The sequence below is a fragment of the Halanaerobium saccharolyticum genome, assembly GCF_003259895.1.
Lineage (GTDB): Bacteria > Bacillota > Halanaerobiia > Halanaerobiales > Halanaerobiaceae > Halanaerobium > Halanaerobium saccharolyticum_A.
The window spans coordinates 15,667-40,351 of record NZ_QLME01000010.1; the positions used below are offsets into that span (position 1 = coordinate 15,667).

Genomic DNA, 24,685 nt, shown 5'->3' on the forward strand with positions numbered 1-24,685 from the left:
TTCTGTTGTCAATATTTTTTTAAGAACAAAATTTCATTCATAACAAACCATTAATTATAATTTCCTGGCTGCTAAAAAAACTGCAATCATTAGACTGCAGTTAATAAATCTTATTTGATTTTAAATTTTCGACTGCTGCCAGGACTCTCTATTAAATGTTTCCAGTATTTTTTAGGCATAAACTGGCGCTGAGTTCTGGGATTGCTGCGATTTTTGATGCTGACTGCCGAAAAGAAAGCCTGCCAGAGCTGCTGTACATCCTTTTCTTTATTAGACAGTTCTGGCTCAAATTCTTTTTCTAAATCAATTACAAGCCATTCTTTTTCTGCTGCTGAATAAATAACGGCTTCTTCTCTTTTTTTATCATGGATTATCCAGTCCATTGTCGAAAATCTATTTTTAAAATGAGGTGCCATTAAGACTAAAGTCTTATAATCTGGTTCAACTGCTGCATAATACTTTCCTCCTGCTGCTTCCTGCAGCCGGATTAGGCCCTTAAGCCGGTGGCTTTCGTGTCTCACCTTATGAGCCAGATCCTGAACCTGGCGCACATAATCCTTTGTTAAAAACTCATCAACTTTTTTTCCCACCTTAAAACCGGTAAATAAATAGCGGAAAATATAGAGTTCCATTTTTTCTGCTTCAGATAAATAGGCATGAAAAATATTATTTAAGGTCTGAGCTGAAATATGTTCTTTAATCTGATCGCTGAAAAATTGGGCTTTTTCGTTCTCAGTTTTCACTTCTACCTGCTGATAAAAAAGATCATCTTTAAATTCAGCCTGAGCCACAATTTTAATTGGAACTTCCCGCAGCTTAAACGCTTGATATAAAGCAGTCAATAATCCCTGATAACTTCCATCATAAATATATACTTTTTTATTCTCTGTATTCTTCATAATTACCGTACCTCTTTAAATTAAGATAGCTTATTCTGCCTTTTCTAAATCCCAGCTTTTACTGCTCTCATCACTGCCAGAACTGGATCCAAATAAAGAAAGCTGCTGGCATTCGTTCTCTGCCAGTCGGTCATAAATCACACTGCTTTCAAAAGGAACTGCCGCTGCATATTTCCCATCACAGGTGATAAAAAAATTGGCTCTTTTTAAAACAATCCGCATCTTTTTTAGGTTATAGTGAGTCAAAGTTTTTTCTTTTCTGGCCTTAACTATTTTTGCTGCCGAGCGTGGTCCAATCCCGGGCACCCTGAGCAGCATCTCATAATCTGCAGTGTTAACCTCTAGCGGAAATTTATCTAAATTATTGAGAGCCCAATCGGCTTTGGGATCAATCTTTAAATCAAAATTTTCTCTGCCTGGAGTTAATAACTCATCTGCTTTAAAACCATAAAACCGCAAAAGCCAGTCTGCCTGATATAAGCGGTGCTCTCTTTTTAATGGTGGCCCGGGGAGAGTAGGTAAAAGCGAAGAATTATTAACCGGTAAATAAGCAGAATAATAAACTCTTTTTAAATTGAAATGATCATATAATCCTTCTGAAAGAGAAATAATCTGTCTATCTGATTCGGGGCTGGCTCCCACAATTAGCTGAGTTGACTGACCAGCTGGCACAAATTTATCCTTAACCTTATATTTTTTCCGCTCAATAATATTGTTTTCTATTCCAGCTCCAATTCCCTTCATCGGAGCTAAAATACCTGCCTTTTTCTTCTGGGGAGCAAGTTTTTCCAGGCTGCTCTCACTGGGAAGCTCTATATTGACACTCATCCGATCTGCCAGCAGACCTGCCTGGTAAATCAATTTGAAGTCAGCACCAGGAATTGCTTTTAAATGAATATATCCCTGATAATTATATTTATTCCGGAGCAGCTGTACCGTTTTTAAAAGCCGTTCCATAGTCCAGTCCGGATCTCTGCTGACTGCAGAGCTTAAAAATAAGCCTTCAATATAATTGCGTTTATAAAAATCAACAGTCAGCTTTGCCACCTCTTCTGGAGTAAATGAAGCTCGAGCCCGATCATTGCTGGCCCGATTAACACAGTAGTGACAGTCATAAATACAGTAATTTGTAAAAAGAATTTTAAGCAGCGAAACACAGCGTCCATCATCAGTCCAGCTGTGACAGATACCAGCCGCTTTGGTATTACCCAGACTGGAACCGTCACCACGTCCACTGCTGCCGCTTGAAGAACAGGAAACATCATATTTAGCTGCATCACTTAAAATTTCAAGCTTTTTCTGAAGTTCCATTTTTCTCACTTTCCTTAATTTTGTTTCATTTCTCGATTTAACTTCTTATCAAAAGAAAATATAGCAATTTTATCAATGTTATTATATGAATATAAAATACAGTCTACAAAATCTAAATTTACTTTGCTATATTTTTGTAAGGCATTAATTAAAACTTCTTCTTCTTTTAAGTTTATATTTTCAAAATCAATTAGTTCCAATATAGTTTTTGATATTTTATTTTTTTCAAGATTATACACTCCCTCTAAAACATAAACAACTTCTGCAATTACTTCAGGTAAAAGCAAAATATTCTCTGATTCAATAATTTGAGCAGCTTTTTTTGACATTTTTTTTGAATCATTCATAAAATATCTTAAAATAACATTTGCATCAATTATCTTCATATTTTTCACTCACCGCGTTTCTCCATGCTTTATTTTCTTTTTCAATTAAATAGGGATTAGCATCTTCTTCAAAAACACCAAGCAAACTTTTTTTCTTTTTTATGCCATCCTCATCATTAGCATTACTGGCCGGAAGAATAATAATCTCAACTTTTTTATGTTTTAATTCCTCCGGGATATTAATTATCTTTTCCAAAATATCACTATCAATTATTTTTCTAATATACTCCATTATTTTCTCCCTCCTTTATTAAATTCTTCTACTATTATTATACTACATTTAAGTTATTAAATCATAATTAGTGTTAAACTAAGAAGATTTAGAACTTTTCCCTGTCTGACTGAAAGGAGTTAGGAAAGCTCATCACTCTGATAATTAGATAGTTTCAAATAAATAATTACATCGGAATAGTTCTAAATAATCCATAGCAGGGAATTAGTTTTTTATGTTTTAAATCTCTATAACCTGATAATTAAAGATATCAATAGTAATGATTCAATCGAAATAGTATAGTTTTGTTATTTTAAGGTATTAAGCTTCTCACTGTCTGACTGAAAGGAGTTAGAGAAGCTCCTTAAAATAACAAAACTATACGTTAAATGAAGATTGTATTACTATTGATATCTTTAATTATATTATACAACATCAAAACAAATATTTCAAACAAATGTTTGCAAAACAGCTAAAAAAAATACCGCCCACTAAAATCATTTAGCAGACGGTGATTTATAATTTAACTTATCCAAGTTTTACTTCAATACTACAGCGGCTTCCGGTCCATTTACTCTAAAGGTAAATGTTTCAAGGAAGAATAATTCTACCTCATCACCTTTTCTCTCTTCAAAACCAAGAGAAATATCCTGACCAACTGTTAATTCAAAGTCTCCACCGCGTTCGGAAATTAAAAGACCTCTATTGCCGAGATCAGGTACTAAAACAGCACCACTCTCAACCATTTCTTCAACCTTACGCTTGAGTGGATAACCTTTATCATCTAATTCATAGAGTAGAGAATAAAGCTCTGATCCTAATAGTAAACGCTTGGGTCCACCAACACTATTTTCTTCAAATAGAGTAATTGCCTTCAGGAGACCAGAAATCAATTCTTTTTCTCCGGCTGAAACACTTACTTCTTCGTATTCAGAAGCTTCTACAATACCTTCAATGTTAACTTTATCAAGGCCGTAAAATACAGCTTTATTTTCCGCTTTTGCAAGCTTAGAAGCAGCCTCAATTAAGTTATCTGTATCAACATCTTCTGCACCTCGAGCCAGAGCATCGATTTCGCTGAGCTTCATTGTAAATGGAACCTTTAATTCTACTAAAGGAAGAACCTCTCTGGTAGAATAACTTACTCCTTCAACATCTTCAATGCCTACAGGACTAAAGCGACCTGTATTTACTGAAGATAATTCTAAACCTTTAGGGCCCAGAAAATCCACCTCTTTACGAGCTTTTAACTTCTGACCCAGTACATCAGTTGCCTCTTCATCTAAAAAATCCCAGGCTTCTGCTGCAAATGGTGCTAATGAGCGTTTTAAAATATCCATTTATTCTCCTCCTCTCATATTACCTAAACCAAGTGTTTTACTGGAAGCAGGAGCTTCTTTCACTTCTCCTTCTTCACCTTCACCCTCTTCTTCTATTTCAGTTATTTTTGCAGTTTGAAAAAGGAAAGTTCTTAACATTTCATCCCAGACAGGATTATTACGGCGCAGCCATTCTAATCCCATACAGGCATGTTCAATCTCCTCATCACGATTATGTTCCACAATTGCCTGTACATCCGGATCATTAGTAGCTACAGCACGCTGATTGTACCAATCTACCGCCTCTAACTCCTCAATTACACTCTTGATAATACGATGATAATCAATTGCTTCTTCCGTTAATTTTTCTTCTGGTTCATGATATTCGCCCATAAATCTGACCTCCCTTTAATTTTAAATTCCTAAATCAAAAATTAAAAAAATGATAGTCATTCTCAAAGATCATTATACAATTTCACCCTGCAAAAGTCAAATTTTAACTTTGTCGAAAAATGTTAATAAAGACTGTCAAAACAGCGATTAATATTTTGAATTGAACTTTTAATCCAATTCTAATCAAGCATGAATCGCACCATCTTTAAGGTCTAGAGCCGCTTCGTGAATCACTTCCGCCGTTGTTGGATGAGCATAAATTGTTTCTCTTAAATTTTCTGCAGTCAAACCAAGATTTACTGCCAGAGTAAGTTCAGCAATTAAATCACTGGCCTCAATTCCAATCAGAGCAGCTCCAATAATTCTGTCGCTCTTCTTCTCAGAAATTATTTTAACCAGACCTTCTCTTTCTCCCATGGCCATTACTTTACCGCTGGCTGCAAAAGGAAAAGTCCCAATCTTATAATCGATCCCCTCCGCTTTTGCTTCAGACTCGGTTAAACCCACTGCTCCAATTTCTGGAGAAGTGAAAATAGCAGCCGGGACAGCCTGATAACTCATTTCCTTATCCCTTCCCATAATATTTTCTACTGCAGTAATACCCTGGTGAGAAGCTACATGTGCCAGAAGAATTTTATCTGTCACATCACCTACAGCATAAATCCCTTCTGTACTGGTCTGCATTTTTTTGTTAACCTGAACTGCCTTTCTACTTGCAGAAACTTCTACTCCTACATTTTCCAGCTTTAGCCCCTCGACATAGGGTTTGCGACCAACTGCCATCAGCACTTTCTCAGCCCGGGCAGACTTTTCTTTTTCCTGCTGCTGATAAACAACCTCAAAACCAGCCTCGGTTTTTTTGATTTCCTTTACTTCTGAAGAAGTTTTAACACTAATCCGACGGCGTCTGGCAGAGCGATTAAGTTCGGAAGCTATATCGGCATCAACCCCAGTCACCAGCTGATCTAAATATTCAATGACAGTTACCTCAACTCCAAAGTTGCGGAAGATAAAGGCAAACTCCATGCCAATAATTCCTCCACCCACAATCACCAGTGATTCCGGTAATTGCTCTAAATCAAGAGCCGATTTGCTGTCCAAAATGCCGTCAAGATCCGCTCCAGGAATGGGCAGGGAAGCCGTCTGAGAGCCGGAAGCAATTATAATATTTTCCGCCTCAATTTCTACTGTCTCAGCTTCTTTTTCTATTTTCAACCGATTCTGATCAATAAATGAAGCTTTACCATCTAACCGCTCAACATTACTTTTTGTCAGCAGATGCTCAATTCCGCGCACCAGCCGGTTTACTATTTTATCTTTTCTTTTTACTACTGCCGGAAAATCTACCTCAGCCTTCTCTACTTTTATTCCAAAATCTTTTGCATTCTGAATATCAGCAAAAACTTCGGCTGAACGAACAAAAGCCTTTGTGGGAATACAACCCCAATTTAAACAGGTCCCTCCCAGTGCTTCTTTTTCAATTAAAACAGTGTCTGCTCCCAGCTGGCCAGCTCTTAAAGCTGCAACATAACCTCCTGGACCACTGCCAATGATTGCAATTTTATATTTTTTATCTGCCATTTTTTCAACTCCTAAAGTAAATAATTTATTGGCTTCAGCAATTTATTTTAATAATTCAGAAAAACAAGTGTAATAATTACTGATCCTGATAAATGTAATTTCTGGTCAAGGGCAGCTCAGTGTTTTTCCCTTTTGAGAAAAGAATTTGATGAACTGAGGTTGAAGCATAACGAAATGTAAAAACAACACCCATTAAAAAGGTTCTCCACATTCTATAAAAATGCTCATCAAATTTTTCTTTAACCTGCTCACTAACTTTTTCATAATTATCCAGCCATCTTTCGGCAGTTAGAGAATAATGATAACCAATATCTTCAGCATCTAAAAGATGAAAATTATTTTCCGGTAATTCCCAGATTATTTCTCGAGCTGAGGGTATATAACCCCAGGGAAAAATGTATTTTTGAAGCCAGGGATGAGCAGGCTGTTCTTTTAAATGAGTTATTGAATGAACCAGAGATAATCCTTCATTTTTTAAAAGTTTATCAATTGCTCCAAAATAAATTGGAATGTTATCCTTGCCCACATGTTCAAACATACCCACACTTACTATTTTATCAAACTGTAAATTTTCCTCAGCTAAATCCCTGTAATCCTGTCTTCTAATTTCTATTTTATCTGCCAGACCTGCCTCAGCCGCTCGTCTTTTGGCTTCAATCTCCTGTTCCTTACTTAGAGTTATTCCCATGACGTCTACTCCATATTTTTCTGCAGCTCTCAGTGCCAGTGAACCCCAGCCACAGCCAATATCAAGCAGTCTTTCTCCTTCTTTTAAGTTCACTTTTTTCAAGACATGATCAATTTTCTGCAGCTGGGCATCCTTTAAATCATCATCTTCATTCCTAAAATAGGCACAGGAGTAAGTCATTGTATCATCCTGCCAGAGTTTAAAGAAATCATTCCCAATATCATAATGTTTTCTGACCCCTGCTTCCTCTTCTGCCGGGGAATCAGAAGTCTGAAAGTCTAGAACCTGATCAATTTTATACTGTTCAACTTCCTCTTTAAGTTCAAAAACATTGTCTCCAGCTGTCTCAATCAGCTTTTTAATACTTCCCTCAAAGTTAATTTTGCCATCCATATATGCTTCAGCCATTTTGAGTTGAGGACTTTTTCGGATTTCGTTAAGACTTAACTTCTCCGAAAAAATAATCTTAAAAGCAGGCTCCGACTGCAGCTGCTGATTAAAAACCTTAGTTTCTCCATCCCAGTATTCAATCTCAAATTTTTGACCGTCAACTCTTTTAAAAACAGCATCCAAAATTTTCTTTGTGAGCATTATTAAAACCTCCTGATTTTTTTGTTTTTAGACTTATTACTAACTGGAATAAATATTTTATTACCAGCTTAAAAATATTATAATCTTTGCTAACTCTAGTTTATAATTTTTTGGCTGCGAACTCAAATTTTTGTTCTAAAACTTTATATTTCAATCTCTAAATTTTTACTATAATTATAGCCCAGATCAAAAAGTTCCTGGCTGTATTTAGTATTTAAAATGTTATATTTTGCAATCCCGGTTGGCTCAATATAAATATCAGCTTTTTTTCTTAACTCCATTGCCTTAACAAGTGTTTTTAATTGGAAAGTTCTAACAGCAATATCAGTAATACTCTCGATTTTTTCTTCGAGGTTTACCGGCATTACATTAACCGCAATTATTTTATCACATCTATTGAGCAGGGGATTGACCGGCAGATTTTCAAATAAGCCACCATCAACATAAAGATCTCCATTAATCTCAACCGGAGAAAAAAGCACCGGAATTGAAGAGGACGCCTGAATAATTTTTATCAAATCTCCCTTGCTGAAATATTCCATTCTTGCTTTTTCTATATTTGCTGCTCCCACATAAAATGGTATTTTTAAGTCTGCAAAATTTTTAACGCCCAGTGATTTTTCTAAGTTTTTTGTCATATTGTCCAGAGTAAAAATTCCTCGATCTGGAATGCTCAGTTTAGCAAAATCAAAAAAGTCACTTTCATTAATTAATTCCATAACCTCTGCCGGCTGTTTACCAGCAGCAATAAAGGAACCCACAATTGCACCGGCACTTACACCTGCCAGAACATCTGCTTCAATTCCTTTTTCTGCCAGAGCTTTTAAAACTCCCAGATGAGCAAAACCTTTAACTCCTCCCCCGGATAAAGCAATTCCTATTTTTGCTGCCATAAAACCATCCTTCCTATTTATATCTCAAAAATTAATATTTAAAAAACTGTCAAAGTTAAAATAACTTTTTAATATCTTCTCTCACATATTCTATATCCGAAACTAAGTCGGTGAAGATCTCCATAATGTTTTCCAGCTGCTGATAAAGTTCTGGATCAGCAATTTTGCGGCTATCTCTTGGCTGTTTAATCTTTATTTCCCTTTTTATCCCCTCAGCTTCAGCTGCCAGAATATAAATTCTATCAGCCAGCAGCAGTGCTTCTTCGGGATCATGAGTAATCAAAAAAATCGTAATCCCGGTTTCTGCCTGAATGACACTGATTAATTTTCTCAAATTAACTCTTGTTTTCATATCCAGTGATTTAAATGGTTCATCTAAAAATAAAAGATCAGGTTTTACAGCAAAAGCCCTGATTAATTCTAAACGCTGCTGCATCCCACCGGAGAGCTCATGGGGATAGGCATCTTTAAATTGTGCCAGTCCGGATAGTTCAAAAAGTAAATTTCTCAGCTCAGCATTCTTTTCCAGACCATAATTTTTTTGGACAAAAACAAGATTTTCAGCAGCTGTTTTCCACGGTAAAAGTCTGGGAGATTGAAAAACATAAGCAAAGCGGGGATTGTTATTTTTTATTATCTGCCCTGAATCTGCTTTTTCCAGACCGGAAGCTACCCGAAAAAGTGTTGTTTTCCCACTTCCTGATGGCCCCAGCAGACAGCAGATTTCTCCCTCATTGATCTCAAGATTCAAATCCTGGAGTACTTTTAAGCTTTGAAATGATTTACTAATATTTTTGAGTTCTAAAATTTTATCTGCTTCAGTCATTTTTCCACCTGCTGACATGTTCTTTTAGTTTTTCTAAAAGATAATATTCTACAAATAACATAAATAAAATTAAAATTATAGTCCAGGCAAAAAGTCGATCAGTTGCCAGCATAGAATTTGCCCGGCTGAGCTGATAACCAATTCCACTTGAGGAAGCAATAAACTCAGCAAAAACCGATGATTTCCAGGCAAAAGCAAAAGCCACACTCAAAGCAGATACTAAAGCAGGCAGCAGGGAAGGCAAATAAATTTCTTTTAAAATTCTAAAACGGGGGGTAGAATATGCCCTGGCCATCTCAATTAAATCAGTATCTATCTCTTCTAAACCCTGATAGATATTAACGAAAATAACAGGCATTGAAACAATAAAAATCAGAAAAATTGGTGTTAAATCATCAGCGACTCCAAACCAGACCACTGCCAGTGAAACCCAGACTACTGGTGGTGTAGACTGAATAATTGTAATTAGAGGGCGAAATGTACGCTGCAGCAGAGAAAAACGATGCAGCAAAAAAGCCAGAATTATTCCTGCAGTTACAGCCATCCCATAGGCAATTACAGTTCTTTTTAAGGTGATTAAAAAACTTTTCCCTAAAATACCGGAAACAGCAATTTCTTTTAAAGCCTGATATGTTTCTCCAATAGAGGGCAGGATGAGGCTGTTAAGTCCAGCCGCACCCCTTTCCCAGATTAGAAAAATAACAATTAATAAAATCCAGAATGGTTTAGTAATAAAATTCTTCATCGGGCAGATTTCCACCTATTAATTCTGGATACATTTCTAAGATTTCTCCAAAATAAAGTTCTACTAAATCCCGGGTTTCTGCATCAGAATAAATGTTTAAATTAACCCGGCTAAATGACTGTTTTAAAAGCGGTGCCGGCATATTAAAGTGTCTGGAAGCAAGCTCAGCTGCTGCCTCAGGATTATTGTTTACCCAGTCAACTCCCTGTCTGTAATAGCCGTTAATAATATCTGTAAATTGAGGATATTCTTCAGTAAAATCACCACTTGCAAATAGTGCTACAAATGGAATCCGCTCATCTCCATGAATCTTTGCCCATTCTTTTTGAATATCCATTGACAGTTCAGAATTTTCGCCTCGATTAAGACTGACAGTTGCCAGTGGTTCCGGTAAAAGAATAGCATCTAATTCCCCGGCCATAAATAACTGAGCACTCCCGGGTAAAGCTCTGTAGACTAAGTTTAAATCCTCTTCTGGATCCAGTCCATTTTCTGAAGCCAAATAGCGGGCCAAAAAGTCAAGTGGTCCTCCTTGTAAAGGTAAGGCCAAGTCTTTGCCCTCTAAATCCTGCCAGCTATCTGCTTTAAAACCATTTGTCAGCAGATAATCTATTCCCCAGGTGTTAACATTCAACATTTTAATATTTAGACCACGATTATAGGCATTGGCACCTACATTACTCCCTGTAACTAAAAAGTCAATATTATTCTGACCGAGCAGAGAAATTCCCCGCTGATGATTAGGTGACAAATTTACATTTAAATCAATTGCAGCTGGAAGCTCTGCCTCTTCCTGCATCCAGAAAAACGGCAGTGCTGCCGGTATATTAGGTGTCTGCACCTTAATTTCCATTGCTGCTGCCGGTAAAGACGCCATTAATACAAAACTCAAAATCATAATTGCTGTTAATAATCTCTTTTTCTTTAACATAAATTATTCCTCCTCATTTTTCACTTGTGTTTGTTTGTGTTCGTTTGTGTACACGCACCGGGTACCTGTACATATTATGTTAATCATTTAATAGTCCCTGAATAATTACTTCTGAGGCCTCTTCTTCATCCAGACCACGAGCCATCAGAGTCTGCAGCTGTGTACTATCCACACTACCAATTGCCGCCTCGTGAGTTACCTTTGCTTCTGGATGACGGACATCTACAATTGGAATTGCCCGGGCAATAGCCTGATCTTTAATAATCTCAGTACAGTCAACATGGCCCATTGCTCCTGCAGCATCTGCAGTCAGCTCATTATAAATTTCAGCCTCTGCCTGATCTTTTAAAGCAATCTTGGAATCTAAAACTCCCCGGGCTGACTCACCATTTAAATGAGCTGCCTCTCTGATTTTAACCAGATCATCTTTCTGGCCGCTGATCCGGGCCAGCATTTCTACTGTTCCATGTTCAGCAATTTCTGCTTCATAATCAAAATCTATTTTACCAACTCTACCTTTAAGCAGGTCAAATTTTGTCACCAGTTTTCCGTGAGCCTCAACATTTATATCTGATTTGGCAATTACTTCTACTCCTCCGCTCTCACCGTGAAAGTGATGTTCCTTATAAATATAGCTGCCGCCTTCTCCAATATTAATCACTGCATCCATGATATGCTCAACTTTGACTGCATTGGGAAAAACACAATCTGCTCTTACTTCTACCTGAGCATTTTTCTGGATTTCGACATTCATATCTATTATCTGTTTACCTTCTTTCGGTAAAACTCCAAAACACATATGCACCGGCTTTTCAATTTTATAGCCTTCTCTGACAGTAACTTTAACTTTCACTTTATTAGCCTCTACCTTATCTGCTACAACTTCCAGCCCATCAACAGCATGCATTCCCAGAATTTTATCTCTTTCCAGAACCACATGAGCTACATCACTATCAGAAAAGATATCTTCTCCACCTGCATCCTTATAAGCATCAACCATCATCTGATAATCATTCATCAGCTGGCCACCTCCGTCTCACATTCTTCTTCCTTAACACAGGGACCACAAAAAGACTTAAAATATTCACTGATATCAGCTGGATTTCCCTGACGAATGATTTCTCCTTCACAGACCAGGGCTGCGCGGTCTGCATATTTCAGCATTTCCTCAGAGTGGGTAATCAATAAGATTCCACTGCCGGATTCCTTAAAATAATTAAGCATATCAGCTATATTATTTAAAGCAACTACATCAACCCCGGAATCTGGCTCATCTAAAATAATTAGTTCTGGATGCATTAAAATCAAGGAAGCAAGCTCGATCCTTTTTCTTTCGCCACCACTTAAACTTTTATCAACAAAGCGGTTCAAATACTGATTTGGATTGATTGCTACTTTATTTAAGGCATCTCTTAATTTTTCCTCTGTAACTTCTTCCCCTTTGCTTTTAAGTCCTAATGCTAAAAAATCACGCACAGTTACACCCTGATAACGGGCCGGCTCCTGCCAGGCTAAGGTAATACCTTTTTTGGCTCTTTCGTTAATTGCCAGCTCATTGATTTTTTCACCTTTAAAAAATACTTCTCCTTTTTGCGGGTGATAATTGTTAATCCCCATCAGGCTATAGGCCAGAGTTGATTTACCACAGCCATTAGGCCCAATTAAAGCAAAAACTTCCCCTTTTTTTAGAGAAAATTCCATTCCCTTTAAAATTTCTGCATCCTCAATCTTTAAATGCAGATCTTTAACTTCCAATAATTTTGACATCATATTCCTCCTATTTTGCCTACCGTTTACCAGACCATTTTTTTCAATTTATAATTCATTTAACTGGAAACTTAAATCAATGGTAAAAATTGGTCCCATAAACGGTAGCTGCACGTTATTCCTTACCTAAAAATTCATTAATCTGATCTGCATGTCTGCCGGGGATAATCAAATGATGATTACCAATCGCATCATTTAAGAAATAATCCGAACTCTGGGGTAAAGATACTTTAAGCTGGGTTCTGCAGGCATTGGCTGAATCCAGATTCTCTATAATCTCACCTTCAGCCACAAAATACTGCTCCAGTCCGGCCCCACCAATTTTAAAGACTGTCACCGGTCCTTCTTCCATAATTCCCTGAATTCCAACTCCAATCCCGGTTTCAAAATGGGATCGAATAATATATTCTTTGCTGATATCTGTAGCTACAGTGCAGTGAGCAAATAATATTTCATCTTTATTTTTATCTATTGCTGCCGGATTAGCCATAAAGGGCATTTGTCCAGTCAGCTGATGAGCTAAAAACATCGTAAAAGCTGCTGGAACATCACCTTCACAGCCTGCAACCAGGCCTTCATTATTTAAAAGAGCCAGAGCCAGACAGCCGGTTGTATTAAGCTCCATTACAATGTCAAAACAGCGAATAGTCAGAGCATCCAGATCATTGTTTGTAATTACTTCCTTTAAAGCCAGATAGATTTTAGAAGCCTCTACCAGATCTCCTTCATTGCTCTCTACAATTTCAGCAGCATTTTCTAAAAAATCAGCTGCAATCCGCTTTGCTTTTCCAGCATCAATTTTTTCTAATGCCTGATATACTTCTTCCAGTTCAATGTCCACAAATTCAGTTCCCCAGTGATGGGCTGCATGTTGATAATCAATCTGGCTGCCAATTAACCAGTCAGACGGCTGACCGATAATTCCAAGTCGGGCTTCAGCAATACTATCCCTCACCTTTTTATATTCTACCAGTTCTTCAATTTCATCCACCAGCTCTTCCATTTCTCCATGCAGAATTTTTCCATCCAGCCCTTCCGCATTTAAAAAACTCAAAATTTCTAAAGCAGCAGGAAGAGAGTTGTGCAGTTCAGTTGCTAAAAGATAAACTGGCTGAGGCAGATATTCCACATTTTCTGCAAAAATACTTTCCGAACCACCTGATTTAATAAAATTAATCGTCAGATCAAATTCAGTAAAATCAGTATATGGAACCTCATCAGCTGCAATCTCTTCCAGCTCAAAATTATCCTCCAAAATTTGATACTTAGCTTCTAAAGTCTCATTTATTTCTTTTTGATCATGAATCTCAGATACAATAGATACTAATGCTATTTTCATTGTTCAACCTCCAGCTATTATTTAAGATATGTTTTTAATCAAAATAAACTCATATTTCTCTACCTCTATTATATTTAATCTATAAGCTATAAGCAAACAAAAGCGAGATTTTTATTCAATTGTGATATTTTTATCAACATTTAACAAGAAAAAGACCGCCAGCGAAGACGGCCTGAAGATTCATTTTATTATTAAAGCACTTAGATAGTTAACAAATTAGATATTTTCTGATATTTTTTCTTACCAATCCCTTTAACTCTGATCAGTTCAGATTTCTTTTTAAACTCACCATTTTTTTCTCTAAAGGCGGCTATTCTTTCTGCATAGGCATTTCCAATTCCGGGTAGTTCAGCCAGTTCAGAAACTGAAGCCTGATTGATATTTACTAGATCTTGCTTTTTACTTTTAACTTTTTTTGCCGTCTCTGGCTGCTCTGGCTTCTTTTCTTCAGCGCCTGCTGCTTTTGAATCAGGTTGATAAACCTTAATTTTTACCGATGGAGGTGTCACCTGCTGAACTTCCTGCTGCTCATCTTCCTCCGCAGTCAATTGTTGATAGAGCTCAGAATATTCTTTAGCAGAATGATGCCAGCTGTAATCTAAATTCATAACTCGATTAACTAACTTGTTCCAGACACCCTTCTGGTCATAAAAAGAAACTGCTCTCTCAATTGTATGCAGCATATCGTGAGCATTATAATCACTGAAGCTAAAACCTGTACCTTCACCAGTCTCTTCATTATAGGGAACAACAGTATCATTTAAGCCTCCAGTTTCTCTAACTATGGGAATAGTTCCATAGCGGAAACTAATCAGCTGACTTAAACCACAGGGCTCAAATCGGGAAGGCATTAAGAACATATCAACACCTGCATAAATTTGATCTGCCAGCTGAGCATCATACTTAATATTAACCGACAGATTATCCGGATATTGATGCTGTTTAGCCTCAAGGAACTCTTCGTACTCCCTCTGACCTGTACCCAGAATTAAAAACTGAGCTCCAGTTGCCATTATTTCGTCAAAGACACCCTGAATCAGATCAAGACCTTTCTGTTCAACCATTCTCGAAATAAACCCAATTAGAGGCTTATCTCCATTAACTTCCAGACCAAGTTTCTGCTGAATGTGAACCTTATTGGCTATTTTTTTATCAGTTTCTCCCTTTGAAAAACGAACTGCCAGATTCTTATTGGTCTCAGGATCAAACTTATCATAACTGATCCCATTTAGTATACCAGTTAAATCATCGCCCCTCATTCTTAATGAATAGTCCAGACCTTCACCAAAATAGGAAGTCTGAATTTCGTTGGCATAACTTTCACTGACTGTAGTTACATGATCAGCATAAACAATTCCTGATTTCATATAATTAAGCAGACCATTATGTCTAATATTTCCACTTTCCCAGTGGTGAGGAGCTACCCCTAAGACATCTCCGGCTACATGGCCTGCAAACTGGCCCTGATAACGGAGATTATGGATTGTAAACACTGTTTTAATGTCCTGATAATAACTCTGCTGACGATAACGATCCGCAAAAAGCAAAGGCAGGGGACCAGACTGCCAGTCATTTGCATGAATAATATCTGGTTTAAAACCAATTACAGGCAGCATATCCAAAACCGCCTGTGAGAAAAATGCAAACTGTTCATGTTTATCTTCATTTTCATAAATTGAATCGCGATCAAAGTAATATTTGTTATCAATAAAATAAACTGGAACCCCGTCTTCTTCTAATCTATTAACACCTAAATATGTATCTCTCCAGCCCAGCTTTGTTCTAAAATGGCAGACTGCTTCCATTCTATCTTTGTAGTATTTCTGTGGAATCTGTCTGTACTGTGGGATTACCAGTCGAACATCGTATCCTTCATCCCTCAGTGCCTGCGGTAAAGAACCGGCAACATCAGCCAGCCCTCCGGTTTTAATAAATGGATCCGCCTCTGAAGCTACAAATAAGATTTTCTTCTTTTCATTATTCATAGAGCCACCTCCTGTAAGTATCCAACTCAATTCTATTCACTGTTTTCTAATTTACAAATTCATCTAAATTTTTATATCTTACATCTTTAGTTTAATAAAAGTAAAGTCTAATGTCAACTAAATCGATTTTTAAGAAAATAGTAGCAGACTGACTGCTTAGACTCTGATTAATTAAAGGAAAATTTAAATAAATAGAGAATAAATATAATACAACAGAAGATTTTTACTCTTTTAAAATAAATTTAACTTAACTAAGACTATAGGGGGGAAGTTTAATGCCAAAAAATAATTTTCCTGGTGATTACGACCGCTACCTTTTTCATCAGGGCAGACATTATGAAAGTTATAATTTCTTAGGAGCACATATCACAGAAGAAAACGGTAAAAAAGGAGTGCGTTTTACACTCTGGGCACCAAATGCAGAAGAAATTAGTGTGATTGGTGATTTTAATGACTGGGATAAACTTCAAAATCCAATGCACAAAATTAAGGATTCTGGAATCTGGACCACTTTTATCGAAGGTGCAGAAAATAAGATGTATTATAAATACTGGATTCGAGGCTACAGGGGAGTAGTTCGAGTTAAAGCAGATCCCTATGCCAGAAGACAGGAACCAGCTCCCAAAACAGCTTCTCAAATTTATGAAGCTGAAGCATACAGCTGGAACGATCAGAAATGGGTCAAAAAACGAAAAAATTCCAATCATCATAAAGAACCTCTCAGTATTTACGAAATGCATCTGGGTTCCTGGAAACAAAAAGATGGAGAGTTAATGAATTACAGAGAAATTGCGGCTGAACTGGTACCCTATATTAATGAAATGGGTTTTACTCATGTAGAGCTAATGCCCTTAACTGAATATCCATTTCCCGGTTCCTGGGGCTATCAAACTACAGGTTATTTTGCCTTAACATCCCGCTATGGCACTCCCGAAGATTTTATGTATTTTGTAGATCAGCTGCATCAGAATGATATCGGAGTTATTATGGACTGGGTTCCAAGTCATTTTTGTAAAGATGATCACGGTTTAAGATTATTTGACGGCTCCCATCTCTATGAAAGTTCTGATCCCCGCCGGGCCGAAAATATCCAGTGGGATACTCTAAATTTTGATTTCGCTCAAAATGAAATCTGGAGTTTTTTAATTTCCAGTGCTAACTACTGGCTGGATAAATTTCATATTGACGGCTTAAGAGTTGATGCAGTCAGTAATATGCTTTATTTAAACTACGAAAAAGAAGATGGCCAGTGGGCTGCCAACGAATATGGTGGTTTTGAAAATTTAGAGGCCATAGAATTTATTAAAGAATTGAACAGTGAAATGTTTGAGCGTTACCCTGGAGTTTTAATGATTGCTGAGGAATCAAGTGCCTGGCCTTTAGTCACAGCTCCGGTTAATGAAGGTGGACTCGGTTTTAACTTCAAGTGGAATATGGGGTGGATGAACGATACTCTTGCTTATATGGAACATGATCCAGTTTATCGAAAATGGGAACACAACAAATTAACATTTTCCAGTATGTACAGCCAGAGTGAAAATTATATGCTTCCCCTCTCCCATGATGAAGTTGTTCACGGCAAAAAGTCATTACTCGACAAAATGCCGGGAGATTACTGGCAAAAATTTGCCAACCTGAGGCTTCTTTTTACCTATATGTATGCTCACCCGGGCAAAAATCTCATCTTTATGGGAGGAGAATTCGGGCAATTTATTGAATGGGATTTTAAACAAAGTCTGGACTGGCTTTTACTGGACTATGAAAAACATCAATTAACTCAGGAGTTTCTGCAGGAATTAAACCAGGTTTATCTCAAGGAAAAAGCCCTCTGGGAACTGGACCATGCACATGCCGGTTTTCGCTGGATTGAAGCAGATGACTATGAGCAGAGTGTGATCAGCTTTATCAGAAGTTCCGAAAATGAAGCTCAACAATTGGTCATTGTTTTAAACTTTACTCCTGTCCCAAGAGATGACTACCGAATAGGTGTTCCCGGGCCTGGAGAATACGAACTTCTTTTAAACAGTGATCAAAAAGTCTATGGAGGCTCTGATTATGAAACAGCAGCCAGAGTCAAAGCTGAAGCAAAACCTTTTCATGGTTTTGATTACTCAATTAGTATCAACCTGCCACCTCTGGCCGGTATTTACTTGAAATACAAAGCAGAAAGCAAAAAACAGAAAACTGAGCCAGAAACTGAAAATAAAAAAATTGAACAGAAAAAGGAAAAAGTGAAAAACAAAAAAGAAAAAAAGTAAAAATTAGATAATAATCTCTATTTTTGAAGGAGGTAATAGATATGCCTAAAGAAGAAATGGTAGCTATGTTACTTGCCGGTGGCAAAGGAACAAGACTGGGAGTTTTGACTAATAACATTGCTAAACCAGCTGTTCCCTTTGGTGCAGAATATCGGTTAATTGATTTCCCCCTCAGCAACTGTACTAATTCGGGAATCACTACTGTTGGAGTTTTAACCCAGTATAAACCTCTGGTTTTAAACAGCTACATCGGCAGCGGCAGTTCCTGGGATCTTGACCGCCATAATGGAGGGGTAACTGTACTTCCTCCCTATGTTAAAGAAGGTGGAGGCTCCTGGTATAAAGGAACTGCAGATGCAATCTACCAGAATATAGAATTTTTAGATATTCACGATCCAGAATATGTGCTTGTCCTCTCAGGTGACCACATCTATAAAATGGATTATGCAGAGATGTTAAATTATCATAAAGAAAAAAATGCTGACATCACTATTGGAGTGCTGGAAGTTCCCTGGAAGGAAACTCACCGCTTTGGCATTATGAACACCAATCAGGAACAAAAAATTATTGAGTTCCAGGAAAAACCAGAAAATGCCAAAAATAATCTTGCTTCAATGGGAATTTATATCTTTAACTGGGAATATCTCAGAAAATATTTAATTGAAGAAGCAGAGGAAAACGAAGATTCGGCCGGAGATTTTGGTCACAATATCATTCCAAAAATGATGGCTGATAATTTAAACTTCTATGCCTATACCTTTGAGGGATACTGGAAAGATGTGGGAACAATCGAGAGTTACTGGCAGGCCCATATGGATCTTCTGGGTGAAGAACCAGAGCTGGAACTCCAGGACAGAAACTGGATTATCTACAGTGTTAATCCAAATCGACCGCCCCAGTATCTATCCGAAGATGCAGTGGTAGATAATTCGATGATCAATAAAGGAACCCAAATTATGGGAACAGTAAAAAATTCAGTTCTCTTCTTTGGAGTTAAGGTGGCCCAGGATGCTGTTGTGGAAGACTCAGTTATCCTGCCCAATACCAGAATCAATAGTGGCGCTAAAATCAAAAACTCTATTATAGGTAGAAATGTAATTGTAGAAAAGGATTCTAAAATTGGCATTGAAAAAGAAAAAGAAGCCAGTGATGAACTAAAAATTACAGTTATCGGCGATGACGAAGTCATCCCAGAAGCTTCAAATATTAAAGCAGGAATGGTGGTGGGATAAAATGATGATGACACCCGTTTATAAAAAAGGCGGAGCAAATATGAATAATGTAATGGCTATTATCAACAATGCTCTTGATGAATCATTCCTGGATAAATTAACCGGTCACCGCTCTTTAGCTTCTGTTCCTTTTGGAGCTCGCTACCGACTAATTGATTTTCCTTTATCCAACCTTGTTAACTCAGGAATAACTAATGTTGGTCTGCTCTTACAAACTAAGTACCGCTCATTAATGGATCACATTGGTTTTGGCAAAGCCTGGGATTTAGACCGCAAGCGCAATGGCCTCTTTATTCTGCCTCCAGCTCATATTTATCAGGCAAATAGAGCCTACAAGGGAGATCTGCAGAACTTCGCCAGTAATATTGATTATATTAAAAGAAGTAATCAGGAATATGTAATTATCGGCAGTCCCAACATTGTGGCCAACATTGATTATCGGAATGCCTTTAAATATCACGTAGAAAATGAAAATGATATTACAATAATTTACCGTGAACTCAATGTCTTCCGCCGAGATACAACTTATACAGTAATTAATACTGATGATAATGATCGAATTATTGACATGAAAGTTGACCCCAAAAATAATTTTTACAAAAAGATTTCTCTCCAGCGATATATAATGAAAAAGAACTGCTCCTGGATATTATTGATGACTGCATTTCTAAAGGAGAATGGGATTTTGTTAAAAATGCGATTATTGGTAATCTGGATAATTTGAAAGTCTATGGTTATCCATTCCATTCCTATGCAGCTGTAATTAATTCTATCAATGGTTATTACAAGAGTAATCTGGAACTATTAAAACCCAATGTCTGGCAGGACCTCTTTCTGAAAAACGGACCGATCTTCACTAAACCCAAAGATGAAGCTCCAACAGCCTATAAAAATGGTGTCAACGCCAGAAACGTCCTGGCTGCAAATGGGTGCTTAATCAAAGGTGAAGTCCAGAATAGTGTTTTATTTAGAGGGGTTAAAGTCCACCCTGGTGCAGTTATTAAAAATTCAATTATTATGCAGAAATCAGAGATCGGAGCCAATGCTTATCTGGAAAATGTGATTCTGGATAAAGGGGTTCAGATAACTTCTAATAAATCACTTAAAGGTGATACTAATTTACCAATGATTATTCCCAAAAATACCATAGTTTAATTTTAAAAAATAAATAAATAAAAAATAGCAGCTTAAAGTTAACTAAGGCAGGGGAAACTAACCCCTGCCTTTTTATTATTTCAATTAAATTTTAATTTATTTAGAAAACATCGGTATTATTTTACAGTCTACTATTTGCTCTCCCATCAGGCAGACTTATCCTGCTCTACTTCCAGCAGATAGTCATCCTTCTCTTTTACAATTACGCCCGCCAGAACTACCAGAGCAATCAGGTTAGGTGCTGCCATCAAACCATTTAAAGTATCTGCTAACAGCCAGATTGGTTCTAATGCACCAACTGCACCTACAAAAAGTAAAATTACAAAAACAAAACGATATGGTTTTACTATTTTCTTACCAAATAAATACTTCCAGCTTTCCTCTCCATAAAAACTCCAGGTAAGCATTGTAGTATAGGCAAAAATTATGATGCTGATATTAATAATATATCCACCCGGTCCCGGTAAGCCGCGGGTAAAACCTTCAGCCGCCAGCACTGCACCTGTTTCGCCAGTTCCCAGAGCTCCGGTCAGCAGGACAACCAGAGCAGTAATTGTACCTACTACAATAGTATCAATAAAAACTTCCCAGATACCCCACATTCCCTGACGGGTTGGCTTGTTCCTTGCCTGAGCATGGACCATCGAAGCAGCTCCCAGACCGGCTTCATTAGAAAAAACTCCCCGGGCTATACCAAAGCGAACTGCCATCCTGACAGAAGCACCAGCAAATCCACCAAAGGCTGCAGCAGGATTAAAGGCACTGCTGACTATATTTACTAAAACACCAGGTACTGCAGAGATATTGGCAAAAATAATTACTGCCCCACCAATAAAGTAAAAAGCAGCCATTAAAGGAACCAACTTTTCTGCTACCTTTCCAATTCGTTTAATCCCTCCCAGAACAACCAGTCCAACCAGAAATGATACTACCAGACCGGTAATCCAGGTTGGAACAGCAAAACCATCTGCGGCTGCATGAGCCAGAGTATTGGACTGCACCATATTTCCAATCCCAAAAGCTGCCATGCCTGCAAAAAAGGCATATAAAGAAGCCAGCCATTTCCAGCGGCCGCCCATTCCTTTTTCTATGTAATACATTACACCACCACTGTACTCATCTTCTCCTGTTTTTTCTCTAAACTTAACTCCAAGCTGAGCTTCAGCAAATTTAGTTGCCATTCCAACTAGAGCAGAAATCCACATCCAGAAAACCGCTCCTGGTCCTCCAAGCGATAAAGCAGTACTAACTCCCGCAATATTTCCTACACCCAGAGTGGCTGCCATTGCCGAACTAATAGCCTGAAAAGATGATAATACTCCTTCTTCATTCTCTACATCTCTCCGAAAATAACGGCCAAAACTTTTATCCCAGGACAGTTTAAAATGTTTAAATTGTAAGAAATCAAGTCTGATGGTCAAATAAAGACCAGTTCCGACCAGTAAAAATAAAAATGGTGGTCCCCAGACAATTGAATTAACAGCACTATTGATAGATAAAAACCATTCTAACATAAGTCTCCTCCTTTTAGTTTTATAGATAACGATAAAAAAATTATATCACAAATCTATAATATTAAAACAATTATCCATGTATACATTAATATTATTAAATAATTTATGTTGATTCTCTTACAATCAATTCGACATCTAAAATATTTTTTTGCTGATGCTCTTCTCCATTTACTGCCTTCAGCAGCTGCTCCACAGCTTCCCGTGCTATCTCTGCTGTCGGCTGTCTAATTGTTGTAATCTCCGGATTATATAAACAGGCCAGTTCAAGATCATCATAACCAAGCACCTTTAAGTCCTCAGGAACCCTGATTCTGTTTTTCTGTGCTTCCTTAATCACGGCAGCAGCAATCAGATCACTGCCGGCAAATATACCATCAACCTCTTTCTTCTCAGAAAAAATTTGGGCTGCCAGCTGCTGATATTCTCTGCGGTCAAAGCTGTCCAGCTGACACTGATAATTTTGAACCCTAACCCCCGCTGCTGCCGCTTTCTCTTTAAAAATCTGATAACGCTGATTGGAAAGTAAATCCAGCTCCAGACTACCTCCGATATAGGCCAGCCTTTTTGCTCCCCGGGCCAGCAGATGTTCTGCTGCCAGCCTCCCCCCTTTTTTGTTGTCAGCACAAATATAGGGAAGACCTTCAATTTTTCGATCAAAAGTTATAACAGGCAGGTCAATCTTCATTTCTGAAGCAATATCTAAAGTGTGGCTGGCCAGAAAAATTCCGTCTACCTGCTGGGCCCGCAGCATATTAAAATAGTCTTTTTCCTTTTCTGCCTCCAACCTTGAATTACAGAGCATAATCTTATAGTCCTGCTGATAGGCAAATTCTTCTAAATAGGATAATAAACTGCTAAAAAAGGGGTGATTAACTGTCGGCAAAATAACGCCCAGAACATTCGATTTCTGTTTAGTTAGTGATCTGGCAACAGCATTGGGACGATAATTCAGCTCTTCCATTACCTGAAAAACTTTATTTTTTGTCTCTTCTGCTATATAACCCCGATCATTAATCACCCGGGAGACTGTAGTTACAGTCACCCCCGCTTTTTCGGCTACATCCTTCTGGGTAGTCATCTTAATTTCTCCTCCATTATTTTAAATCTTTTAGACAAGCGGTTATTTATATATTTAAAGTTTTCATCTCTTCTGCTTCCTGATCAAAATAACGGATTTCAAAACTGTTATTAGTAAAATCAGCACTTAAGTGAGCTTCTGTTTTTCCATTCTGCCAGCTTATCTCTAAAATTTCCTCAATCTCCGAATCATGAATTGTATAATCTCCAGCAAAGGCAGGATAATAATTGCGAAACTCCATTAATTTTATCAGCTTCTGAACCACAGGTCGCTTTACTTCCCTCTCTATTTCTGCTTTAGAATAATAGTGGCGGTTAATATTGCGCCCCACCTTTGTCTCTTCTAAAAGCTCGATATCATTTTCTCCAGCCAGCATTCCTACATAATAAACCTGGGGAATACCCGGAGCAAAAAACTGAACCGCCCTTGCTAAAAGATAAGAATCATCGTCATTACCTAAGGCTGAATAATAACTGCAGTTAATCTGATAAATATCAAGATTATCATAAGCTTCACTGCTGTAGATTTTTTTAACATTAGAACCCTGTTTATAAAGCATTTCTCTGGTTGCTTCGATTTCCTGATCTGTCATTAAATCTTTGACATCAACAACTCCAATTCCATCGTGAGTATCAAGAGTGGTATATTGATTATCAGGACATTTCTTAAGCCAGTCTCTCAGCCTTTTCGAATTTGAACTGTAAATGGAGTGCAGCAGCAGCATCGGCAGCGAAAAATCATAAACAGGATGTCCTTTTTCGGCAATTTTAAGCTGAATTGAATAATGCTCATGAATCTCAGCTAAGATCTCTACATCTTTTTCTGCTAAAATTTCTTTACAGTAATCTAATAATTTCCAGATATCAGGTTCAATAAAGAAACAGCTGCTGCCTGCCTTTTTAATTGCATAAGCAAAAGCATCAAGCCTAATAATTGAAGCTCCTTTAGCTGCCAAAAATTTGAGATTTTCTTTAATAAATTCTTTTACAACCTCAGACTCCATATTTAAATCAAGCTGTTCTTCGTCAAAGGTACACCAGATCTTCTCAGCTATACCATCTTCAAATTCCACCTCAATATAGGGAGCCCTTGGTTTTCTCTTATAAATCAAATCGACTTCCGCTTCTGTTGGCTCACCATCATCCCAGAAATCCTGATAGCGAATAAAAAAATCAGAGTACTTAGAATCATCCTTATGCTGTTGAAAATCCTTAAAATACTCAGATTGTTTTGAAATATGATTAACCATAAAATCAAACATTAGATAATAATTTTCTTTTAAGGCTTCAAGATCACCCCAGTCACCAAATTTCGGATCAACCTCTCTGTAAGTTAAAGGTGCAAATCCCCTATCTGCAGAAGAAGGATAAAAAGGAAGAATATGAACTCCCCCCACTGCTTTTTTAAAATGAGTGTCTAATACTTCTTTTAAATCTTTTAAGTTCTGACCCATACTATCGGCATATGTAATTAACATTATTTTATTCTCTACTGTCAACTTAACCCCTCCCAATTAATATCTTTTAATTTCTAAAATAATTCAAATCTATTATCCAATTAAACAATAACCCAACTTTAATTAT

23 protein-coding genes are annotated in these 24,685 nt (G+C 37.4%); 4 read left to right on the top strand and 19 right to left on the bottom strand.

The window, feature by feature from the left end:
• Nucleotides 1-110: 110 nt before the first annotated feature.
• From C7958_RS08005 to glgA, 16 genes are all read right to left on the bottom strand, one after another.
• On the bottom strand, nucleotides 111-899 hold the full coding sequence (locus C7958_RS08005; RefSeq protein WP_111572156.1) for a TIGR03915 family putative DNA repair protein: 789 nt from the start codon (nucleotides 897-899) through the stop codon (nucleotides 111-113).
• Between the two features lie 30 nt (nucleotides 900-929).
• Nucleotides 930-2,210 (bottom strand): putative DNA modification/repair radical SAM protein, encoded by a 1,281-nt coding sequence (locus C7958_RS08010; RefSeq protein WP_111572157.1) that lies wholly within the window; start codon nucleotides 2,208-2,210, stop codon nucleotides 930-932.
• Between the two features lie 14 nt (nucleotides 2,211-2,224).
• Nucleotides 2,225-2,596: a PIN domain-containing protein gene (locus tag C7958_RS08015; RefSeq protein ID WP_111572229.1), complete on the bottom strand. Its 372-nt coding sequence runs from the start codon at nucleotides 2,594-2,596 to the stop codon at nucleotides 2,225-2,227.
• Nucleotides 2,583-2,828 (bottom strand): hypothetical protein, encoded by a 246-nt coding sequence (locus tag C7958_RS08020; protein ID WP_111572158.1) that lies wholly within the window; start codon nucleotides 2,826-2,828, stop codon nucleotides 2,583-2,585. Before C7958_RS08020 ends, C7958_RS08015 begins: the two co-directional genes overlap by 14 nt.
• Nucleotides 2,829-3,346: 518 nt before the next feature.
• Entirely contained in the window at nucleotides 3,347-4,147 is an 801-nt protein-coding gene (locus C7958_RS08025) for a family 1 encapsulin nanocompartment shell protein (protein WP_111572159.1), read from the bottom strand.
• Nucleotides 4,148-4,519, bottom strand: a complete 372-nt coding sequence (locus tag C7958_RS08030) for an encapsulin-associated ferritin-like protein (RefSeq protein ID WP_111572160.1) — start codon at nucleotides 4,517-4,519, stop codon at nucleotides 4,148-4,150.
• Nucleotides 4,520-4,702: 183 nt separating this feature from the next.
• On the bottom strand, nucleotides 4,703-6,100 hold the full coding sequence (gene lpdA / locus C7958_RS08035; RefSeq protein WP_111572161.1) for a dihydrolipoyl dehydrogenase: 1,398 nt from the start codon (nucleotides 6,098-6,100) through the stop codon (nucleotides 4,703-4,705).
• A 76-nt stretch (nucleotides 6,101-6,176) separates the two neighbouring features.
• Complete coding sequence (locus C7958_RS08040; RefSeq protein ID WP_111572162.1) at nucleotides 6,177-7,379, bottom strand: SAM-dependent methyltransferase; 1,203 nt, start codon at nucleotides 7,377-7,379, stop codon at nucleotides 6,177-6,179.
• 143 nt (nucleotides 7,380-7,522) lie between these two features.
• On the bottom strand, nucleotides 7,523-8,272 hold the full coding sequence (locus tag C7958_RS08045; protein WP_111572163.1) for a patatin-like phospholipase family protein: 750 nt from the start codon (nucleotides 8,270-8,272) through the stop codon (nucleotides 7,523-7,525).
• A 55-nt stretch (nucleotides 8,273-8,327) separates the two neighbouring features.
• The gene (locus C7958_RS08050; RefSeq protein ID WP_111572164.1) at nucleotides 8,328-9,098 is read right to left on the bottom strand and encodes an ABC transporter ATP-binding protein; all 771 of its coding nucleotides are present in this window, start codon (nucleotides 9,096-9,098) and stop codon (nucleotides 8,328-8,330) included.
• Nucleotides 9,091-9,843 carry an ABC transporter permease gene (locus C7958_RS08055; protein ID WP_111572165.1) on the bottom strand — a complete coding sequence of 251 codons (753 nt, stop codon included), beginning with the start codon at nucleotides 9,841-9,843 and terminating at the stop codon, nucleotides 9,091-9,093. Before C7958_RS08055 ends, C7958_RS08050 begins: the two co-directional genes overlap by 8 nt.
• Nucleotides 9,824-10,774 (bottom strand): ABC transporter substrate-binding protein, encoded by a 951-nt coding sequence (locus C7958_RS08060; protein ID WP_111572166.1) that lies wholly within the window; start codon nucleotides 10,772-10,774, stop codon nucleotides 9,824-9,826. The genes C7958_RS08055 and C7958_RS08060 overlap by 20 nt, the downstream gene beginning before the upstream one ends.
• Nucleotides 10,775-10,853: 79 nt before the next feature.
• A complete protein-coding gene (locus C7958_RS08065; RefSeq protein WP_111572167.1) occupies nucleotides 10,854-11,792 on the bottom strand; it encodes a SufB/SufD family protein in 939 nt (312 codons plus the stop codon).
• Nucleotides 11,792-12,541, bottom strand: coding sequence for an ABC transporter ATP-binding protein (locus C7958_RS08070; RefSeq protein ID WP_111572168.1), 750 nt, complete (start codon nucleotides 12,539-12,541; stop codon nucleotides 11,792-11,794). Before C7958_RS08070 ends, C7958_RS08065 begins: the two co-directional genes overlap by 1 nt.
• Nucleotides 12,542-12,656: 115 nt before the next feature.
• Nucleotides 12,657-13,880, bottom strand: coding sequence for a fucose isomerase (locus C7958_RS08075; protein WP_111572169.1), 1,224 nt, complete (start codon nucleotides 13,878-13,880; stop codon nucleotides 12,657-12,659).
• A 200-nt stretch (nucleotides 13,881-14,080) separates the two neighbouring features.
• The gene (gene glgA / locus C7958_RS08080; RefSeq protein ID WP_111572170.1) at nucleotides 14,081-15,865 is read right to left on the bottom strand and encodes a glycogen synthase GlgA; all 1,785 of its coding nucleotides are present in this window, start codon (nucleotides 15,863-15,865) and stop codon (nucleotides 14,081-14,083) included.
• A gap of 275 nt (nucleotides 15,866-16,140) precedes the next feature.
• Between glgA and glgB the strand changes: the two genes are divergently transcribed.
• Genes glgB through C7958_RS15930 form a run of 4 tightly spaced genes read left to right on the top strand, consistent with a single transcriptional unit; the run spans nucleotide 16,141 to nucleotide 20,510 of the window.
• The gene (gene glgB / locus C7958_RS08085; protein WP_111572171.1) at nucleotides 16,141-18,123 is read left to right on the top strand and encodes a 1,4-alpha-glucan branching protein GlgB; all 1,983 of its coding nucleotides are present in this window, start codon (nucleotides 16,141-16,143) and stop codon (nucleotides 18,121-18,123) included.
• Nucleotides 18,124-18,164: 41 nt separating this feature from the next.
• Entirely contained in the window at nucleotides 18,165-19,355 is a 1,191-nt protein-coding gene (locus C7958_RS08090) for a glucose-1-phosphate adenylyltransferase (protein WP_111572172.1), read from the top strand.
• Nucleotide 19,356: 1 nt separating this feature from the next.
• Nucleotides 19,357-20,079: a sugar phosphate nucleotidyltransferase gene (locus tag C7958_RS15925; protein WP_243834301.1), complete on the top strand. Its 723-nt coding sequence runs from the start codon at nucleotides 19,357-19,359 to the stop codon at nucleotides 20,077-20,079.
• Complete coding sequence (locus C7958_RS15930) at nucleotides 20,076-20,510, top strand: hypothetical protein (protein ID WP_243834302.1); 435 nt, start codon at nucleotides 20,076-20,078, stop codon at nucleotides 20,508-20,510. Before C7958_RS15925 ends, C7958_RS15930 begins: the two co-directional genes overlap by 4 nt.
• A gap of 146 nt (nucleotides 20,511-20,656) precedes the next feature.
• Here the strand turns inward: C7958_RS15930 and C7958_RS08100 are convergent, their stop codons facing one another.
• The 3 genes from C7958_RS08100 to gtfA form a co-directional block, all read right to left on the bottom strand.
• Complete coding sequence (locus C7958_RS08100; RefSeq protein WP_111572173.1) at nucleotides 20,657-22,024, bottom strand: alanine/glycine:cation symporter family protein; 1,368 nt, start codon at nucleotides 22,022-22,024, stop codon at nucleotides 20,657-20,659.
• A 103-nt stretch (nucleotides 22,025-22,127) separates the two neighbouring features.
• A complete protein-coding gene (locus C7958_RS08105; protein WP_111572174.1) occupies nucleotides 22,128-23,102 on the bottom strand; it encodes a LacI family DNA-binding transcriptional regulator in 975 nt (324 codons plus the stop codon).
• A 46-nt stretch (nucleotides 23,103-23,148) separates the two neighbouring features.
• On the bottom strand, nucleotides 23,149-24,600 hold the full coding sequence (gtfA, locus tag C7958_RS08110; RefSeq protein WP_111572175.1) for a sucrose phosphorylase: 1,452 nt from the start codon (nucleotides 24,598-24,600) through the stop codon (nucleotides 23,149-23,151).
• Nucleotides 24,601-24,685: the final 85 nt, after the last annotated feature.

Coding starts and splice junctions, on each gene's coding strand:
- C7958_RS08005 (WP_111572156.1), bottom strand. CDS start 899: ATGAAGAATACAGAGAATAAAAAAGTATATATTTATGATGGAAGTTAT.
- C7958_RS08010 (WP_111572157.1), bottom strand. CDS start 2,210: ATGGAACTTCAGAAAAAGCTTGAAATTTTAAGTGATGCAGCTAAATAT.
- C7958_RS08015 (WP_111572229.1), bottom strand. CDS start 2,596: ATGAAGATAATTGATGCAAATGTTATTTTAAGATATTTTATGAATGAT.
- C7958_RS08020 (WP_111572158.1), bottom strand. CDS start 2,828: ATGGAGTATATTAGAAAAATAATTGATAGTGATATTTTGGAAAAGATA.
- C7958_RS08025 (WP_111572159.1), bottom strand. CDS start 4,147: ATGGATATTTTAAAACGCTCATTAGCACCATTTGCAGCAGAAGCCTGG.
- C7958_RS08030 (WP_111572160.1), bottom strand. CDS start 4,519: ATGGGCGAATATCATGAACCAGAAGAAAAATTAACGGAAGAAGCAATT.
- lpdA (WP_111572161.1), bottom strand. CDS start 6,100: ATGGCAGATAAAAAATATAAAATTGCAATCATTGGCAGTGGTCCAGGA.
- C7958_RS08040 (WP_111572162.1), bottom strand. CDS start 7,379: ATGCTCACAAAGAAAATTTTGGATGCTGTTTTTAAAAGAGTTGACGGT.
- C7958_RS08045 (WP_111572163.1), bottom strand. CDS start 8,272: ATGGCAGCAAAAATAGGAATTGCTTTATCCGGGGGAGGAGTTAAAGGT.
- C7958_RS08050 (WP_111572164.1), bottom strand. CDS start 9,098: ATGACTGAAGCAGATAAAATTTTAGAACTCAAAAATATTAGTAAATCA.
- C7958_RS08055 (WP_111572165.1), bottom strand. CDS start 9,843: ATGAAGAATTTTATTACTAAACCATTCTGGATTTTATTAATTGTTATT.
- C7958_RS08060 (WP_111572166.1), bottom strand. CDS start 10,774: ATGTTAAAGAAAAAGAGATTATTAACAGCAATTATGATTTTGAGTTTT.
- C7958_RS08065 (WP_111572167.1), bottom strand. CDS start 11,792: ATGAATGATTATCAGATGATGGTTGATGCTTATAAGGATGCAGGTGGA.
- C7958_RS08070 (WP_111572168.1), bottom strand. CDS start 12,541: ATGTCAAAATTATTGGAAGTTAAAGATCTGCATTTAAAGATTGAGGAT.
- C7958_RS08075 (WP_111572169.1), bottom strand. CDS start 13,880: ATGAAAATAGCATTAGTATCTATTGTATCTGAGATTCATGATCAAAAA.
- glgA (WP_111572170.1), bottom strand. CDS start 15,865: ATGAATAATGAAAAGAAGAAAATCTTATTTGTAGCTTCAGAGGCGGAT.
- glgB (WP_111572171.1), top strand. CDS start 16,141: ATGCCAAAAAATAATTTTCCTGGTGATTACGACCGCTACCTTTTTCAT.
- C7958_RS08090 (WP_111572172.1), top strand. CDS start 18,165: ATGCCTAAAGAAGAAATGGTAGCTATGTTACTTGCCGGTGGCAAAGGA.
- C7958_RS15925 (WP_243834301.1), top strand. CDS start 19,357: ATGATGATGACACCCGTTTATAAAAAAGGCGGAGCAAATATGAATAAT.
- C7958_RS08100 (WP_111572173.1), bottom strand. CDS start 22,024: ATGTTAGAATGGTTTTTATCTATCAATAGTGCTGTTAATTCAATTGTC.
- C7958_RS08105 (WP_111572174.1), bottom strand. CDS start 23,102: ATGACTACCCAGAAGGATGTAGCCGAAAAAGCGGGGGTGACTGTAACT.